Here is a 16,904-nt window from a genome sequence, read left to right on the forward strand (position 1 = left end):
CGACCGAAGCCCCCGCACGGCGGGGGCTTCGGCGCGTCAGGGGTCGGGGTTCGACCGAAGCGACCCCGGGGGAGCGTGCGACGCGAACGAGTGGACGAGACGGCTCAGGCCGAGCGGGGAAGGGTGCGCTCGTCCCAGCCCAGGAGGTCGATGGCGGCACGGTGGGCGAAGCGGTCGGTCATGCCCGACACGTAGTGGACGGCGGCGGCGGTGGCCTCAGGGGAGCCGGGGACCAGGGCCCGCCCCTCGGGCAGGTGCGACGGGTGGGTCAGGTAGAACTCGGCCAGCCCGGCGATGAGGCGGGCCGACAGGTCGGCCTGGGCCACGGCCTCGGGCCGCAGGTAGATGCGTTCGTAGTTGAACGCTCGGAAGGCGGCCAGGGCCTCGGCCTCGGTGTGGCGGAGCCCCACGCACCCGGTGTCGGCGATGGTCTCGACCATGGCGGTGATGAACCCGTGGAGCTGCGAGCGGCGGTCGGTGCCGACCACCTGCGCCACCTCGGGCGGCAGGTCCGAGGGCACCACCACCCCGGCGTCGACCGCGTCTTCGAAGTCGTGGCAGACGTAGGCCAGGCGGTCGGCCCAGGCCACCACCTCGCCCTCGGGCGTGCTGGGCGACGGGCGGTTCCACGAGTGGTTGCGGATGGCATCGAGCGTCTCGGCGCACAGGTTGAGCGGCTGGAGCACGACATCGGCGCCGTAGACGGCGTGGTGGTACCCGCCCTCGAGGAAGGGGGACAGGGCCCCCTCGGAGGCGTGGCCGGCCGGCCCGTGCCCGCAGTCGTGCCCGGTGGCAGCCGCCGCGGTGAGCGACACGTTGAGGCCGACCGGGCGAGCGATCGACACCGCCACCTGGCACACCTCGATGGCGTGGGTGAGGCGGGTGCGGAGGTGGTCGTCCTCGGGGGCCAGGAACACCTGGCACTTGCCGGCGAGGCGCCGGAACGACTTGGAGTGCTGGATCCGGTCGAGGTCTCGCTCGAAGCAGGTGCGGAACCGGTCGGCCTCCTCGGGGACCGCACGGTCGCCGGCGCCGCTGGCGCGCGTGGCGTGCGGTGCCAGGAGCTCCGCCTCGCGGTCCTCGCGCTCGGCGCGGCTGGGGAGGCGCTGACCTGGGGATGCGACCGGCAGGGCCCGGTGGGCGATGACGATGTCGGGGAGGGGCTGCTCGACCATGATCTCCCACGATACGGACCACCTCTGACAACCCCGCGGACCGGTCCGAGCGATCCGTGGGCGACCACTCGAAAATGCACGGATTTCCTCACGTTGGGTGGTGGAACGGCCGATGTAGGAGCAGTGAACCGTGTCCGCCGCGCCCTCCGCAGTCGGCCTCGCCGTCCTTCTTGGATCGGCCGGGCCCGGGAGCGGGCGCGCGGCAGCCGGGGCATCGCCATCGTGGAAGCGGCGTTCGTGACCCCCGTGTTCTTCGCGCTCGTGCTCGGCGTGGCCGAGATCGGCCTGGTCATGAACGACTACCTGGCCCTCGCCAGCTCGGTGCGGGCCGGCGCGCGCGTGGCCAGCACCTCGGGCAGCGACGTCTACGCCGACTACGACATCCTGCACGCGATCGACAAGGAATCGTCGGCCCTCGACAGCAACCGGATCAAGAAGATCATCATCTACAAGCCGGCCACCTTCGGTGAGGCACCGTCGGCGGCCTGCCAGGCCTCCTCGACCGGCATCGCCGGTGTCTGCAACGTGTACGCCGTCACGGACTTCACGCAGCCGGAGAACAAGTTCGGCTGCCTGACCACCGAGAACCTCGACCGGTACTGGTGCCCGACCAACCGCAAGGACACCCTGTCCGGGACGGGCACCGACTACGTCGGGGTCTGGATGAAGATCGACCACCCGTGGCTCACCAAGATGTTCGGCAACACCAAGACGCTCACCGACTCGTCGGTCATCCGGATCGAACCGAGGAAGAAGTGAGGCTGCACCACCACGCCTCTGCCGCCCGGTGCCGGGGGCGGAAACGCACCCGCGGCGAGCAGGGCGCGGCCCTCGTGGAGCTCGCGTTCGTAGCGCTCCTCATCATCACCATCTGCGCCGGAGCCTTCGACTACGGCATGGCCTGGCGCGAAGCGCTCGCCACCAACGAGGCGGCCCGCACCGCGGCCCGCACCGGCTCGGCGCTGGCCGACAACGTCCAGGCCGACTACTACGCCCTCTCCGGTGCCAAGGCAGCGCTCACCAACAGCGGTCGGATCAACGACGTGCAGAAGGTGGTCATCTACAAGTCGACCACCGTCGACGGCAACGTACCCGCCTTGTGCACCACCGCGAGCAGCAGCTCCCTGCCGTGCATCGTGCTGACCGGCGCCCAGTTCCGTGCCATGACCCTGGCCGACTTCGACACGGTCACCGGCTGCTTCACGCCGGCCACGATCAAGAACTGGTGCCCCTTGACGCGCAACAACGTCCAGCTGACCGCCGACTACTACGGCATCTGGATCCAGACGAAGTACACCCACCAGTTCAAGCTGATCGCCAACGCGACCACCGTGAACCGCGATGCCGTCATGCGACTCGAACCGGAAGTGAGCTGACCATGTTGATCCGCCACCACCACCCCCGCGTCGGCCTCGTCCAGACGCGCTCGATGAGCAAGCGCGAGCACGGCTACGTCATGGTCATGACCGCCCTGCTCCTCGTCCCCATGCTCTTGATGGCGGGCCTCTCGGTCGACGTGGGCAACTGGTACAGCAACGCGTCCAACATCCAGAAGGCCGCCGACGCCGCGGCCCTGGCCGGGGTGGTGTGGCTGCCCGACGTGCCGTCGGCGACCACGTTCGCCAAGGAGGCGGCCAAGCGCAACGGCTACGAGGACGGCGTGAACAACGTGACCGTGACGGTGGAGCGAATCGGTGACCGCCGGCTCCGGGTGACGATCAAGGACTCCAAGGTCGGCAGCTTCTTCTACCAGAACCTCGGCGGGAAGAAGATCGCCCTCACCCGTACGGGTACGGCGGAGTACGTGCTCCCGGTACCTCTCGGATCCCCGGACAACCACTTCGGCAACGACCCCACCGACTTGGCGTACACGCAGCCCAACCTGTGGGGCAACATCCACGGCGTCGGCACCGACAACTACAAGGGCGATGCGTACGCGGCATCGTGCCGCGGCGGGGACAACTGCTCCTCCACCACCAACGCCGGCTACCGCTCGGACGGCTACCTGTACACGGTCGATATCGCCTCCGGAACGAAGGACTTCGACCTCCAGGTCTACGACGCCGGTCTCTCACCCCGCTCGGCCGAGACCGTCGACACCGGTGACACGGCGTACACCGCCACGGGCACCACCAACACGGTGTGGACCTTCTACAACGCTGACGCCACCGACCTGAACGTGTCCGACAACCCCATTGCCACGGGCACGCTGTGCACCAGCCAGTCGGGCAACAGGCAGTGGACGATCGGTCAGAGCACCACCGATACCACCTACAAGAACAAGTGGGTGTCGCTCTGCACCCGGAGCGGGACCATGCCTCCTGGCCGCTACCTGCTGCGGGTGCAGACCACGGGCAACGGCTCGGCCGCCAACCGCTACGCACTCCGCGCGACGTCCTCCACCACGGTGAAGCCCCGCATCGCCGGGTTCGGCGACATGTCGATGTACAACAACATCAGCGCCGGCTCGAGCGCGGCCGACGTGACCGCCAACTTCTACCTGGCCGAGGTCGACCAGATCCACCGCGGCAAGACCTTCCGGATCAGCATGTACGACCCCGGCGAGGTCGGCAAGACCACCAAGACGGTCAACGGCGTCACGACCGACGTGACCACGGGCACCGGCCAGATCAAGGTGATCATCCCGGGCAACACCGTGGCGTCCTCGTGCGTCGGTACCACCGACTCGACCAGCTCGACGTTCACATCGGGATCGACGCTGTCTCCATGTCAGTTCTACTCAGCACAGAACGGGTCGGCGAAGTACAACGGCAGCTGGGTGACGCTCGACATCCAGATCCCGTCGACGTACACCTGCACCATGGGCACGGTCCCAGGCTGCTGGTGGAAGATCCAGTACATCATCAACGGCCAGGCGAACGACACCACCACCTGGTCCGCCCAGGTCATCGGCGACCCGGTCCACCTCGTCCAGGAGTAGGCCGCGGGATCTGGGCAGGGTGGCCGGCGGGCCCCGCCAGTAGCCTCGGCACCCATGTCTGGATTCGTCGACGAAGCGCAACTCAACGTCCGCGCCGGTGACGGCGGAGCCGGCTGCGTCTCCATGCGCCGCGAGGCCCACGTCCCCAAGGGCGGGCCCGACGGCGGCGACGGCGGGACCGGCGGGAGCATCTGGCTCGTCGCCGACCGCAACGTCTCGTCGCTGCTCGCCTTCCGCGACCACCCGCACCGGCGCGCCACCAACGGCACCCACGGCCAGGGCAAGAAGAAGCACGGTCACGGCGGTCAAGACCTGGTGGTCGCCGTCCCCGAGGGCACGGTCGTCCACGACACCGACGGCAACCTCCTCGCCGACCTCGTGCGCGCCGGCGACCGCTGGCTCGCCGCGGCCGGGGGCCAGGGCGGCAAGGGCAACGCCAAGTTCCTGTCGAACAGCCGGCGCGTCCCCACCTTCGCCGAGCAGGGCGAGACGGGCGAGGAGCGCTGGCTCGAGCTCGAGCTCAAGCTGATGGCCGACGTGGCGCTGGTGGGCTTCCCCAACGTGGGCAAGAGCACCCTCATCTCGGTCATCTCGGCCGCCAAGCCGAAGATCGCCGACTACCCCTTCACCACCCTCGAGCCCAACCTCGGCGTCGTGCGCATGGACGAAGGCGACGAGATGGTCGTCGCCGACATCCCTGGCCTCATCGAGGGCGCCAGCGAGGGACGGGGCCTGGGCCACCAGTTCCTCCGCCACGTCGAGCGGGCCCGGGCGCTGGCGCTGCTCCTCGACCTGGCCCCCACGGCCGAGCACACACCCGAGGAGCAGGAGCGGATCCTGCTCGCCGAGCTGGGCAGCTACCGCCCCGAGCTCCTCGACCGGCCGCGCGTCGTGGTGGGCAGCCGCGCCGACATCGCCGACACCGAGCACCCCACGAGCTGGGACGGGCCCACCGTGTCGGCCGTCACCCGTGCGGGCGTGCCCCAGCTGGTCGGCGCCATGGCCGACGCCGTCCGCGGCGCCCGCCAGGCCGAGCCAGAGCCCGAGCCGTTCGTGATCCACCGACCCCAGCCCGAGGGCCTCATCATCGAGCGCACCGACGGCGGCGGCTTCATCGTCCACGGCCGCGCCGCCGAGCGCGCCGTGGCCCTGTCCGACCTCACCAACCTCGAGGCGGTGTCGTACGTTCAGGAGCGCCTCCACAAGCTGGGCGTCGACAAGGCGCTGGCCAAGGCCGGGGCCAAGGACGGCGACCTGGTCGAGATCGGCCGCTTCGCGTTCGAGTACGCCGCCGACTGACATGAGCGCCCAGCCCGAGGTCCGAGACACTGCCGCGCCCCGTACCGGCCAGGTGGTGGTGGCCAAGATCGGCACGTCGTCCATCACCGACCACCACGGCGACATCGACCAGGCCGCGGTGGCCAAGTTCGTCGCCGAGGTGGCACAGCTGCGGGCGGCCGGCCACCGGGTGGTGGTGGTCACCTCGGGCGCCATCGCCGCGGGCCTCCCGGCCATCGGGCTCGGCGGCGACCGGCGCCCCACCGATGCCGTCACCCTCCAGGCGGTGTCGGCCATCGGCCAGAGCCGCCTGATGCGCGTCTACGACGAGTCGTTCGCCGCCCACGGCCTGGTGGCCGGCCAGGTCCTGCTGGCTCCCCTCGACTTCGGGATCCGGCAGCAGTACCTCCACGCCCGCGGCACGCTGGCGCGCCTGCTCGAGCTGGGCGTGGTCCCCGTCATCAACGAGAACGACGCCATCGCCGACGACGAGATCCGCTTCGGCGACAACGACCGCCTGAGCGCCCTCGTGGCCCAGCTGATCGGGGCCGACCTGCTGGTGCTGCTCACCGACGCGCCCGGCCTGCTCACCGCCGATCCCCGCATCGACTCCCAGGCGTCGCTCATCGAGGAGGTCCTCGAGGTCACCGCCGAGCTCGAGCGGGTGGCGGGGGGCGCCGGCAGCGCGCTGGGGAGCGGCGGCATGGCGTCGAAGGTCGCGGCCGCCAAGATGGCGTCGTGGTCGGGCGTGCGCGCCGTGATCGCGGCGGCCCACCGCACCGACGTTCTGGTCGACGCCGTCGATGGCGTGGCTGGGGTGGGCACGGTGGTGCAGCCCCGAGCCCAGCGCATCGGCGCCCGCAAGCTCTGGATCGCGTTCGCGGTGGAGTCGAGCGGTCGGATCACCGTCGATGAAGGGGCGCGCCGGGCCCTGCTCGAGCGCGGCGTCTCGCTGCTCCCTGCGGGCGTCACCGGCGTGAGCGGCGGGTTCCTGGCAGACCAGGGCGTCGAGATCGCCGGACCCGATGGCGCCGTGTTCGCCAAGGGCCTGGCCCGCGTGGCTGCGGCCGACCTGGCCCCGGTGGCGGGACGTCGCACCACCGAGCTCCCCGAGGGCATGGTGCACGAGGTGGTGCACCGCGACGACCTGGTGATCGTCCCCTAGGACCACCAGCAGCCGCGCGGCCTCACCACCTGACGAACGTCCGACGCGATCCGTTGCCCGGCAACGACAGCCACAGAACGTTCGTGGGTTGGGAGGGGAAGGGGCGAGGTCAGACGCCGGGCGAGGGCTCTGCGGGCGGCTCGGTGGCCGGCGCGGTGGCCTCGGCGACCGCGGGAGCGGCCGGAGCAGCGGCCCCGGTGGTCTCGATGCCCAGCTGGGCCCGGATCTCGTCGAGCCGGCTCTGCGCCTCGACGTTCTGCGCCGCCTGCTCGACCTCGAGCATCCGGGTCTCGACCGACGACTCGTTGAGCTCGGACATGCCCTTCGCCTTGGCGTAGCGCTGCTCGATCTTGTCGCGCACCTCGTTGAGGGTGGGCACCTCTTGGCCGACGGTCTCCGACAGCGACTCCATCGCCTTGTTCATCTGCTCTTGCATCTTGGCCTGCTCGAGCTGCGACAGCAGCTGCTGGCGCTCGGCGAGCTTCTTCTGGAGCATCTGGCCGTTGGTGGCGACCGCCGCCTTGGCCTGGTCGGACGCCTGGGCGGCGGAGTAGGCGCTCTCCTTGAGGCTGGCGACCTGGCCCTCGACCGCCACCAGCTGCGTGGCGATGGTCTCCGCGGCCCGGTTGTACTCGGCGGCCTTGGCGGCATCACCGGCCTTGGAGGCGTCGTCGGCCATCTTCACGGCCTGGCGGGCGTTGGCGTTGAGCTTCTCGAGCTGCTCGAGCTGGCGGTTCAGCTGGAGCTCGGTCTGCTTCTGGTTGGCGATGACGTTGGCCGCGTGCTCGCGGAGACGGCGGTGCTGGTCCTGGGCCTCGGTGATGGCCTGCTCCAGCTGGATCTTCGGATCCGCCTTCTCGTTGAACTTCTGGTTGGCGCCGGCGGTCACGTAGTTCCAGAACCGCTTGAAGAACTTGATCATGGCGGCACTCTAAGGCACCGCAGGGGCTTCGGCTCCCGGAGGCCCGCTGGTCAGGCGAAGCGGCGCAGGCCGGGCAGCCGGGTCATCAGCTCCGAGATCCCGGGCACCTGCAGGGCGTAGATCGAGGCGAAGTACGTGACGCAGCCGACCAGCACCCCGACCAGCACCGTCACGCCGAGCATGGGCGCGGTGGCGGGCGCCATGAGCGACACGACGCCGTAGACGAAGCCGCCCATCACCCCGGCCGCGAGCAGCAGCTTGAGCCAGGTCTGGATCAGGCCCCTCCAGTCGAACCCGGCGCTGTGGCGGTTGAGCACGCTCACGGCGATCACCGCCGAGATGCTGTACGCCGCCGCGAACGACAGCGCCAGCCCGACGACGCCCCAGATCCGCACGAAGATCACGGCGAGCACGATGTTGATCAGGTTCTCGCCGCAGTTGATCACGAACGGGATCTTCGTGTTCTTCTTGGCGTAGAAGCCGCGGAGCGCGAACAAGTACGTGGAGAACCCGGGCAGGCCCACCGCGAACGCCGCGATGATGCCGGTGAGGGCGAGCGCCGTCTCCAGTGCTCCCGACGCGTGGAACGGCATGGAGTCGAGGCCCTTCGGCAGGGCGATGTAGCCGGCCGCCGCCGGGATGATGAGCAGGCCGATCAGGCGGAAGCCCAGGAGCAGCTGGTCGTTGAAGGCCTTGCGGTCGCCGCGGGAGTCGGCCCGGCCGAGCAGGGGCTCGAACGTGACCATGATCGACACCGCCAGCAGGGCGTGGGGGAGCTGGAACCACTGGAACGACACCTGGTAGCGGCCGGAGCCGCCGCTGCCCGGCTTGGCGAGGATCTGGATGATGATCGCCGCGATCTGGTTGGCGACCACGTAGCCGAAGGTCCACGCCGACAGCCGGACGGCGCGCTGCACGGCCGGGTGGTGGAGCTTGACCTTGAACTTGAGCCGGAACCCGCTGCGGCGCAGGGCCGGGTACAGCGACAGGGCCATCACGGCGATCCCGGCGGTGGTGCCGAGGCCCAGCACCCAGAGGACCTTCGGGTCGTCGAGCGCGTCCTGCAGCGTGGGGCTGCCACCGAGGAGGTGGCCGACGTAGAGCAGCGTGGCGACGGCGACGACGTTGTTGAGCACCGGCGCCCAGGCGGCGGCCATGAACCGCTGGCGGGCGTTGAGCACCGCCGACCACACCGCCATGAGGCCGTAGAAGAAGATCTGCGGGGCGAACAGGAGCGCCAGCGGGACGCCGGCGTGGATGTAGGCATCCTTCGTCCCGTGGGCCGAGCCCGTCGAGAACAGCAGGATGATGAGCGGGCCACCGATCAGCCCGAGCAGGGTGACGACGAGCAGGGCGACCAGGGCGAACGAGATGATCGCCGAAGTGGCTTCCTGGCCGTCGCCGCGCTCGAGGTCGTCGGTGAACAGGGGGACGAGCGAGGCGGTCAGGATGCCGCCGAGGATGAGCTCGTAGATCATGTTCGGCGTGTTGTTGGCGTTGAAGAAGGCGTCGCCCAGGCCCCGGCCGAGCATGTAGAGCACCAGGAACGTGCGCACCAGGCCCGTGAGCCGGGACACCGCGGTGCCGCTGGCCACCAGCAGGTTGGCCCGCAGCAGGCGGGAGTTGCCGGCCACCACCGGCGGGGGCGTGGCGGGAGCATCGTCGGCGGGGACGGCTCGAGCCGGTGCCTCCGGTTCGGCCTCGATCGCGTCGATCGCGTCGACGGCCTCGGTGCGATCGGTGCGATCGGCCACTGCGACGGCCTCGGCCACCGGCTCGACGGTCCAGATGTCGGGGTCGGGCGCCTCGGGCTCCTCGACCGTGACCGCCGCCGCGGCCTCCTCGGCTGCCTCGGCGTCGGCCGCCTCGGCCTCGGCCTCGGCGATGATCGCTGCGACCGTGCCCGTGGGGGGCTGCCAGCTGAGGTCGCTGTAGGCCTCGAGCGGCGGCGAGGCCGGTTCCTCTTGAGACGGTGCCACCGGGCTGGGCGGCCCGAACGCACCGATGGTCCGCGGTCGGACGACCACCTGGGCGGCCGCCGCCCGTGCGGCGGCGAGGGCAGCGTCGACGTCGTCGGGTTCGACAGAGGTCATGCGCCTGCCGTGCCTGGGATCTGGCCGCTGGGCGGGTCGGTCTGCGGTGCCGGGGCGGCCGGATCGTCCATGGTGGTCATGGCCTGCCGCAGGGCCGTGAGGCTGTCGACGACGCCGTCGACGGTGGCGCTCACGGGCTGGAAGTCGCTCGTGCTGCTGGACACGGAGAGCTCGATGGCCTGGGTGACGGCCTCGTCGAGCCGGGCGTTCAGGAGCTGGAGCTGGGCGTAGGTGCCGTTGATCACCTGGTCCATGCGCTGCGCCGACGCCGCCTGGGCCTCGAGCGCCGCGATGGTCTGCGCCTGCACCTCGGTGGCGGTCCCGCCCGGCGGGATCTGGGCTGCGGCCTGCGACAGCTCCCACTGGATCTCGCGGTCGTCGATGCGCTTGCGCGCCACCGACACCACCTGGCCCTGCTTGGCGACGTTCCAGCACTCGGCCACCGCATCGTCGAAGCGATCGCTGGTCGTCTGGAGGGCGTCGCGCATCGGGCCGGCCTGGAACGTGCGCACGGCGTCGCGGTAGCGGCTGCGGGCGTTCTGGGCATCCTTCACCGCGTGGCGCCAGGGCTCGGCGACGCCGAAGGGGTCGATCGTGGGGCCGGAGTCCTTCCGCGGCACCGCTGCCGCGATCCGGCCGCCGTAGCCCAGCACGCCGCCGAGGGCGCCGAAGATGAACGGGGCGGCCACGCCGCCGGTGAGGGCGGAGACGCCGATCCCGACGGCCACCCCGGCCCCCAGGCAGAGGATCCCGGAGGGAGACGTGAGGGCGCGGGCGACGGGGGGAGAGAAGAACCGATCTCGGAAGCCCAGGGTCGCCACCCCTTGTTTCTACCTGTTCACCCGGGTCCGACTCTGGTTGCCCCCGGCCGGCGAGGGCTGCCGCCCGGTCAGAAGTTGGAGACGACGGCCGTGAAGACCTTGGAGATGGTGGCCGGGTTGCTGGCGTCGTAGGCGGCGGCGTTGGTGGCCTCGGCGATCTGCTGGAGCGTGTCGAAGTCGGCCTGCTTGCCGTAGGCGATGGTGAACACCCGGATCGGCTTGGCCTGCTCTCCCTCGGTGCCGCGGCGGAGCGTGGCCAGCAGCTGGTTGAGCTGGGCGCGGTCGTCGTCGGCGTTGCCGTCGTCGTTGACGCCGTCGGTCAGGAGCACGACCGCGTTGATGCGGTCCGGGTCGTAGTCCTTGGTCATGTCGGTGAACGAGTCACCGGTCACCTCGTAGAGGGGCGTGGCGTGCTGGGGGAGCTGGGCGCGGATCTGCGAGGCCAGCCCCTCCCGGTTCGTGGCCATGGGTTGGACCGGGAGCAGGTCCTGGTAGTCCTGGTCCCCGTTGGGGCCGAGGTTGGTGCTGAAGATCCGCAGGCCGACCTCGTCGGCGCCGTTGAACTCGTCGAGCGCGTCGATGGCGGCGCGCTTGGCCAGCTCGAGCTTGGTCTCGCTGTTGCTGTCTTCGGGATCGGCCGGCTCCTCCATCGAGCCCGACACATCGAGCACGAGCAGGACGCGGGCGCCCTTGCGCTGCTGCTTCCACTTCTCGAGCATCGAGATCATCACGGGTGGCGTGGGCACCTGGAGCAGCTTCGACGGCTGGCCGGGGTCGACGCCGTTGGCCTTGGTGATCGGGGCGCCGATGGCGACGTCGGGGTTGCCCGGTCGGAAGCCGTACTTCAGCACCTTCTCCTGGCTGGCCGGGCGCTGGATCATCTTGATGAAGGCCTCGGCGCCGGCCTTCTCCCGCGGGCTGACCCAGTCGGCGTCGAGCACGTAGAGCGGGCTGTCGCTGTAGAGCGTGCCCTCCTTGGGGTAGATCGCCACCAGGGGGACCTTGGGCTTGCGGGCCACCTCGCCGGGCTCGAGCACGCCATCGGGGTTGCCCTTGTTGTAATCGATCAGCGACTTCTCCTCGACGGCCACCGCCGAGGCGTAGAGCAGCGAGGTCCCGTTCCGATCGGTCCGGAACCAGTTGTTCAGGAAGGTCATCGTGATGTCGCCGTAGTGGACGACCGCCGACTCCACCTGGGCGCCGAAGGCCTTGGTCTTGGGGTCGTTGAGGTCTTCGAGCGAGAGGTCCCGGGTCTTGCCGGTGGCCGCGTAGTTCTGACCGATCAGGGCGTTCAGCCCGCTGGTGGAGAAGTTCGGGTTCGTCTTGCCGAGCTTGAACACGCCCCACTCGGGGTGGCCGTACGCCGCCCAGCCCTCCTTCGACGTGGCCAGCTTGGCGATGTCGGCCCACCCGATCGGCGTCTTGGGGTAGCCCAGCGCGTCAGCCATGGGCTTCGGCATGCCGATCACCAGCGGCGTCAGCATGAACGAGACGGGCTTCGACGTGACCATGGCGGGCTGGCCGTCGTTGGCCAGCTTCTGGTTCAGGATCTGCCCCCAGCTCGTGGCCGCAGGCGACCAGATGACGGGGCGGGGGCCCTCGGTGGACTCGTCCCAGCCCTCGGCGAGCATCGTGGTGGCACCACCTGAGGGCTTCGACACCGGCCGCACGAACGCGCAGCCGCCGTCGATCTTGGCCTCGGCCGACCGGTTGAAGGTCTGCGCCAGGTCGGTCATCAGGTCGATCTTCTCGGACGACACCGCCAGATCGACCACGGTGCAGTCACCGGGGTCGCCGAAGGGATCGTTGGCCGCGCCGTCGCTGCCGCCGCCGCTCGTGCAGCCTGCGGCCACCAGCCCGACCGAGAGCGCCACCACCGTCGTGCGGAGCCAGCGGGACCCCGTGCCTGCTGTCATCGTCAACCAACCTTCTTCTGGACCTGGAACAAGAAGCCTGCCAGCGCGGCGTCGTCTGTGCCTTCGCACGGCTGGATGCCCAGGTCGGTGAGGGCGGCAGCCGTGCTGTCGTCCTTGCAGGAGACGGCCCCACCCGTGCCGCCGCCGACCCGGTCGGTGATGACGACGGTCAGGCGGTGGGCCGGGGAGGGGCTCAGCACGCGCAGCCGGCGCTGCTGGCCCTGCGAGCTCCTGGTCTGGGCGAGCAGCAGGTCGTTGGCCCCGGCCACCATCGAGAGCGAGCCCACCTTGGTGGTGAGCCGCTCGGCCATGGTGCCCGCGTCGGCCTGGGGGTCCTGGGGGCTGGTGACGATGGCGGACAGGCCCTCGACATCGAGCTGCGCCGGGTCGTCGTCGGTGGTGCGAGCGCGGGCGAACGGTGCGAGCCGGGCGATGCCCTCGGCCGTCGCCGGATCGCCCACGCCGATCGAAAGGTCAGGTGCCGCCGCGCCGAGGCAGGACCAGGTGGGCTTCGCTCGGCACGCGGCGGGCAGGGCGGCGATCGAGTCCGGGTCGATGAGGACGGCCGCTGCGGCGGACCCGAGCACCTCCGGCGGGCCCCAGACCTTGGTGGATCCGGCATCGAAGTTGGCGATCTGCGGGGCCGGGCTCCACGTGATCCACCCATCGATGCCTGCCGGTGGCTCGGCCGCGTGGTCGAGGTCGAGCGAGGGCGGATGGTCGGCGATGGTGCCGTCGTCGGCGAGCGCAGCGCAGACCGACGCCAGGTCGGGGGAGCACGCCACCACCGGCTTGCCCCCTCCGCTGTGGCCCTTTGTGGCGCCGTCGCCATCGCTGCCGGCGACCTGGTTGCGGAGCGTCAGGGCCACCACGATCAGGAGGAACGCCCCGATCACGGCCACCCCGCGGCTCTTCATGACCGCTGACGCTACTGGCGGGGCCGCGCCCCTCTGCGCCGCCGCCTGGTCCGCGGGCCCGCGGGCCCGCAGGCTGCTGGGTCAGGTGGCCTGGGTGTGGCGGGGGCCCTGCCCGGCCTCCGCGATGTCGGCGGCCATCAGCGCAGTCAGCTGCTCGTCGGTCGGGTCGGTGAGCGTGACGACCCGGCTCGCCTGGCGGGCCACCGCGTCCTCGAAGAGGTTGCGGGCGAGGCGGCCGTTGCCGAACCCCTTGTCGCGGGGCACCGACGCGAACCAGGCGCGCACCTTGGCCTCGGCATCGGCATCGGGCTGGTAGCCGGCCTTCTCGCCGAGGTCGACGAAGATCTTCCACAGCTCGTCGTCGGTGTAGTCGGGGAAGAAGATCGTCTTCGGGAACCGCGAGGCCAAGCCGGGGTTGGAGCCGATGAAGTCGGCCATCTCGTCGGGGTACCCGGCGGCGATGACCACCAGCTCGTCGCGCCGGTCCTCGATCACCTTGACCAGGGTGTCGATGGCCTCGCGGCCGAAGTCGTTCTCGCCGCCGCGGGCCAGGGCGTAGGCCTCGTCGATGAGCAGGATGCCTCCGGTGGCCTTGTCCGCCACCTCCATGACCTTCAGGGCGGTCTGGCCGACGAACCCCGAGACCAGGCCGGAGCGGTCGGTCTCGATCAGCTGGCCCTTCACCACCACCCCGAGCGAGCGGTAGATGGAGGCCAGGAGGCGGGCGACGGTGGTCTTGCCGGTGCCGGGGTTGCCGGTGAACACCAGGTGCCGGGACTGCGGGGTGGTGGGCAGGTTGCGCTCGTGGCGCAGCTGCTGGACGCGCAGGAGGTTGGTGACCAACCGGACCTCGGTCTTGACGCTGTCGAGGCCGACGAGGTCGTCGAGCTCGGCCAGCAGCTCCTCGAGCGGCCGGGCCGGGGGCAGGGGCTCCTCGGCGGGAGCCGCCCCGGGCGGGAGATCGATCGGGTGCTGGTCGGCGCCGGCCGGCTGGGGGACGCCGGTGGCCGGAGCGCCGGGGCCCGGCTGCTGGGGGATGCCCGTGCCGGGCCCACCGGTGCGCGGCGGCAGGGGCGACGACGGCAGGCCGGCCATGGCGTCGAGCATGTCGGTGCGGAACCGGTCGATGGCCTGGAGCTCGGCCCTCGACGGCGCGGCCTCGAGGGCCGCGACGGTGAAGGCCAGGTTGAGGGCCCGGTCGTAGTAGGTGCGGCTGAAGTCGGTGCCGAAGCGCCGGTCGGCGGTGACCAGGATCTCGAACATGGGCGACACCTGATCCAGCCAGGTGGCGCGTCCCACCAGCAGGTCGCTGCGCCGGAGGTCGTCGGGCTTGGCCCGCGCCATCTGGTCGGGGAGCCAGCGCCCGAAGCCCAAGATGAGCCCCCAGAGCTCGTCGTCGGTGTGGCTGCGATCGACGTCGATCAGCGCGGCGGTGAGGTTGAACGCCTCGGTGGCGACGTCGCGGTCCATGGCCTTGCCGTCGAGCTCGGGCAGCTTGGCCACCACCCCGCGCATGCACCCCGCGATCTCGCCGACGAACGCCTCGACGGCGCGCTGCATCTGCTTCGCCTCGTTCACCGCCAACGTCTCACCCGCGCGGGTCCCGCCACATCAGCCAGATCTTGTGGCCGTCGCCGACCTCCATCTCCTCGCGCACCTCGAACCCGTGGCGGGCGTAGAAGGGGACGTTGGTCTCCTTCGAGGACTCGAGGTAGGCACCGAGCCCCTGCGCGTCGCAGCGATCGGTGATCTCGCGGATCAGGGCGCTGCCGATGCCGTGGCCCTGGTGCGCCGGATCGGTGCCCAGGATCGCCAGGTACCAGTGCTCGGGGTCCTTCGGGTGCTTGCCCTCCATGCGCATGAGGGTGCGCATCGAGCGCGGGAGCCCGGCCCGGAACAGGCGGGCCGACGGGATGGCGATGGCGACGGCCTCGCCCACGGTGCCGCGCCAGTGGTTCGGCGTGGCCCAGATGGCGACGCCGCGAACCTCGTCGTCGACGAGCACCTCGCCGTGGCCCCGCAGCTGGGCGCGGGCGTCGGCCTCGAACCACGCCGCGGCCCTCGGGGCCCAGTCGGCCTTGGGCGAGGCGAGGTAGAGCCAGATCGGATCGTCCTCGAACGCGGCGGCGAGGGTGCGGCCGATCGCGGGGAGGTCGGCTTCGGTTGCGGGGCGGACGTCGGGCACGGCGCCACCCTAGGACGACGCCTGGCCCCGGTAGCCTCTCGTCGTGCCTGAACCCACCCCCATCGCCGACCTCGGCCGCCGGGCCAAGGCGGCCAGCCGCGTGCTCGCCACCGCGTCGAGCAGCCAGAAGGACGAGGCCCTGCTGGCTGCAGCCGACCTGTTGGTCGATCGCACCGCCGACCTGCTGCGGGCCAACGCCACCGACGTGGCCCGCGCCGAGGGCGCCGGTGTCGCCCCCACGGTGGTCGACCGCCTTCGGCTCGACGACGAGCGCGTCCGCGCCATGGCCGGTGGGCTCCGCCAGGTGGCCGGCCTCGCCGACCCGGTGGGCGAGGTGCTCGACGGCTGGGTGCGGCCGAACGGCCTGGAGATATCCCGGGTCAAGGTCCCGCTCGGCGTGGTGGCGATCATCTACGAGAACCGCCCCAACGTCACCTCCGACGCCGCTGGCCTGTGCCTCAAGTCCGGCAACGCCGCCTTCCTCAGGGGCTCGTCGGGTGCCATCACCTCCAACGTCGCCATCGCCGCGGTCCTCCGTGAGGCCTACGAGAAGGTCGACCTTCCCGCCGATGCCCTCGTCCTGGTCGAGGACACCAGCCGCGAAGCCGCAGTCGAGTTCATGCAGCAGCGGGGCTCGATCGACTGCCTCATCCCCCGGGGCGGTCCGTCGCTGATCGCGTCGATCCTCGAGCACGCCACCGTGCCCTACGTGATCGACGGCGACGGCAACTGCCACATCTACGTCGACGAGACCGCCGACCTGGAGATGGCGGGCCGCATCATCGTCAACGCCAAGACCCAGCGCCCGTCGGTGTGCAACGCGGCCGAGACGGTCCTCGTCCACCGCGCCGTCGCCCACGCGTTCCTGCCGGCGCTCGAGATCGCCCTGTCGGGCGTCGAGCTCGTCGGCGACGACGCCACGCGGGCGCTGCTCCCCGCCGCCGGCCCGGCCACCGAAGACGACTGGGCCAGCGAGTTCCTCGACCTCAAGCTGAGCATCGGCGTGGTCGACGGCATCGACGAGGCCATCGCCCACATCGCCCGCTACGGGTCGGGGCACAGCGAGGCCATCGTCACCCGCTCGGTCGAGGCTGCCGACCGCTTCACCCGCCAGGTCGATGCCGCCGCCGTGCTCGTCAACGCCTCCACCCGCTTCGTCGACGGCGAGGAGTTCGGCTTCGGTGCCGAGATCGGCATCAGCACCCAGAAGCTCCACGCCCGTGGCCCGATGGGCCTCCGCGAGCTCACCACCGCCAAGTACATCGTCCGCGGCTCCGGCCAGATCCGCAGCTGACCCACCCCTCCTCCCGAGCCCGGCACCGATCCCGGACCACGTCGTCCGGGTTCGGTGCCCACGTCGAACCGGACGGGGAACCGGGCACGGATCCAGGACGCAGGCGGGGGGCGATCCGTGCCGAGTCGGGAGGGGGTGGGGCACGGCGATCGGGTGGTGAAACACGATTGACCGGCCGGTCAAGAGCAGCGGTAACC

At 70.9% G+C, this 16,904-nt stretch carries 14 protein-coding genes; 6 read left to right on the forward strand and 8 right to left on the reverse strand.

What is annotated here, in order from left to right:
* Positions 1-104: 104 nt before the first annotated feature.
* Positions 105-1,175: an HD domain-containing protein gene (locus ACPPVX_RS19120; protein ID WP_426572174.1), complete on the reverse strand. Its 1,071-nt coding sequence runs from the start codon at positions 1,173-1,175 to the stop codon at positions 105-107.
* A gap of 222 nt (positions 1,176-1,397) precedes the next feature.
* On the opposite strand from ACPPVX_RS19120, the gene ACPPVX_RS19125 reads away from it, so the two are divergent.
* The 5 genes from ACPPVX_RS19125 to proB all read left to right on the forward strand — a co-directional run bounded on the left by ACPPVX_RS19125 (position 1,398) and on the right by proB (position 6,559).
* A complete protein-coding gene (locus ACPPVX_RS19125; RefSeq protein ID WP_426572175.1) occupies positions 1,398-1,934 on the forward strand; it encodes a TadE family protein in 537 nt (178 codons plus the stop codon).
* A gap of 74 nt (positions 1,935-2,008) precedes the next feature.
* Positions 2,009-2,551, forward strand: coding sequence for a TadE/TadG family type IV pilus assembly protein (locus ACPPVX_RS19130; RefSeq protein WP_426572176.1), 543 nt, complete (start codon positions 2,009-2,011; stop codon positions 2,549-2,551).
* A 2-nt stretch (positions 2,552-2,553) separates the two neighbouring features.
* A complete protein-coding gene (locus ACPPVX_RS19135; protein ID WP_426572177.1) occupies positions 2,554-4,116 on the forward strand; it encodes a pilus assembly protein TadG-related protein in 1,563 nt (520 codons plus the stop codon).
* A gap of 54 nt (positions 4,117-4,170) precedes the next feature.
* Positions 4,171-5,415 carry a GTPase ObgE gene (gene obgE, locus ACPPVX_RS19140; RefSeq protein ID WP_426572178.1) on the forward strand — a complete coding sequence of 415 codons (1,245 nt, stop codon included), beginning with the start codon at positions 4,171-4,173 and terminating at the stop codon, positions 5,413-5,415.
* Position 5,416: 1 nt separating this feature from the next.
* A complete protein-coding gene (gene proB, locus ACPPVX_RS19145) occupies positions 5,417-6,559 on the forward strand; it encodes a glutamate 5-kinase (protein WP_426572179.1) in 1,143 nt (380 codons plus the stop codon).
* Between the two features lie 109 nt (positions 6,560-6,668).
* Here proB and ACPPVX_RS19150 read toward each other — a convergent pair whose 3' ends face one another.
* From ACPPVX_RS19150 to ACPPVX_RS19180, 7 genes are all read right to left on the reverse strand, one after another.
* Positions 6,669-7,481: a PspA/IM30 family protein gene (locus tag ACPPVX_RS19150; RefSeq protein ID WP_426572180.1), complete on the reverse strand. Its 813-nt coding sequence runs from the start codon at positions 7,479-7,481 to the stop codon at positions 6,669-6,671.
* Positions 7,482-7,531: 50 nt separating this feature from the next.
* Positions 7,532-9,574 (reverse strand): murein biosynthesis integral membrane protein MurJ, encoded by a 2,043-nt coding sequence (gene murJ, locus ACPPVX_RS19155; protein WP_426572181.1) that lies wholly within the window; start codon positions 9,572-9,574, stop codon positions 7,532-7,534.
* Positions 9,571-10,395, reverse strand: coding sequence for a hypothetical protein (locus ACPPVX_RS19160; protein ID WP_426572182.1), 825 nt, complete (start codon positions 10,393-10,395; stop codon positions 9,571-9,573). Before ACPPVX_RS19160 ends, murJ begins: the two co-directional genes overlap by 4 nt.
* Before the next feature lie 68 nt (positions 10,396-10,463).
* Entirely contained in the window at positions 10,464-12,311 is a 1,848-nt protein-coding gene (locus ACPPVX_RS19165; protein WP_426572183.1) for a substrate-binding domain-containing protein, read from the reverse strand.
* A gap of 2 nt (positions 12,312-12,313) precedes the next feature.
* Positions 12,314-13,228, reverse strand: a complete 915-nt coding sequence (locus ACPPVX_RS19170; RefSeq protein ID WP_426572184.1) for a hypothetical protein — start codon at positions 13,226-13,228, stop codon at positions 12,314-12,316.
* An 81-nt stretch (positions 13,229-13,309) separates the two neighbouring features.
* Entirely contained in the window at positions 13,310-14,806 is a 1,497-nt protein-coding gene (locus ACPPVX_RS19175; RefSeq protein ID WP_426572185.1) for an AAA family ATPase, read from the reverse strand.
* A 10-nt stretch (positions 14,807-14,816) separates the two neighbouring features.
* On the reverse strand, positions 14,817-15,413 hold the full coding sequence (locus ACPPVX_RS19180; RefSeq protein ID WP_426572186.1) for a GNAT family N-acetyltransferase: 597 nt from the start codon (positions 15,411-15,413) through the stop codon (positions 14,817-14,819).
* Between the two features lie 43 nt (positions 15,414-15,456).
* On the opposite strand from ACPPVX_RS19180, the gene ACPPVX_RS19185 reads away from it, so the two are divergent.
* Complete coding sequence (locus ACPPVX_RS19185) at positions 15,457-16,707, forward strand: glutamate-5-semialdehyde dehydrogenase (RefSeq protein ID WP_426572187.1); 1,251 nt, start codon at positions 15,457-15,459, stop codon at positions 16,705-16,707.
* The last annotated feature ends 197 nt before the right edge of the window (positions 16,708-16,904 follow it).

This window comes from Aquihabitans sp. McL0605, from assembly GCF_049993875.1.
Taxonomy (GTDB): domain Bacteria; phylum Actinomycetota; class Acidimicrobiia; order Acidimicrobiales; family Iamiaceae; genus Aquihabitans.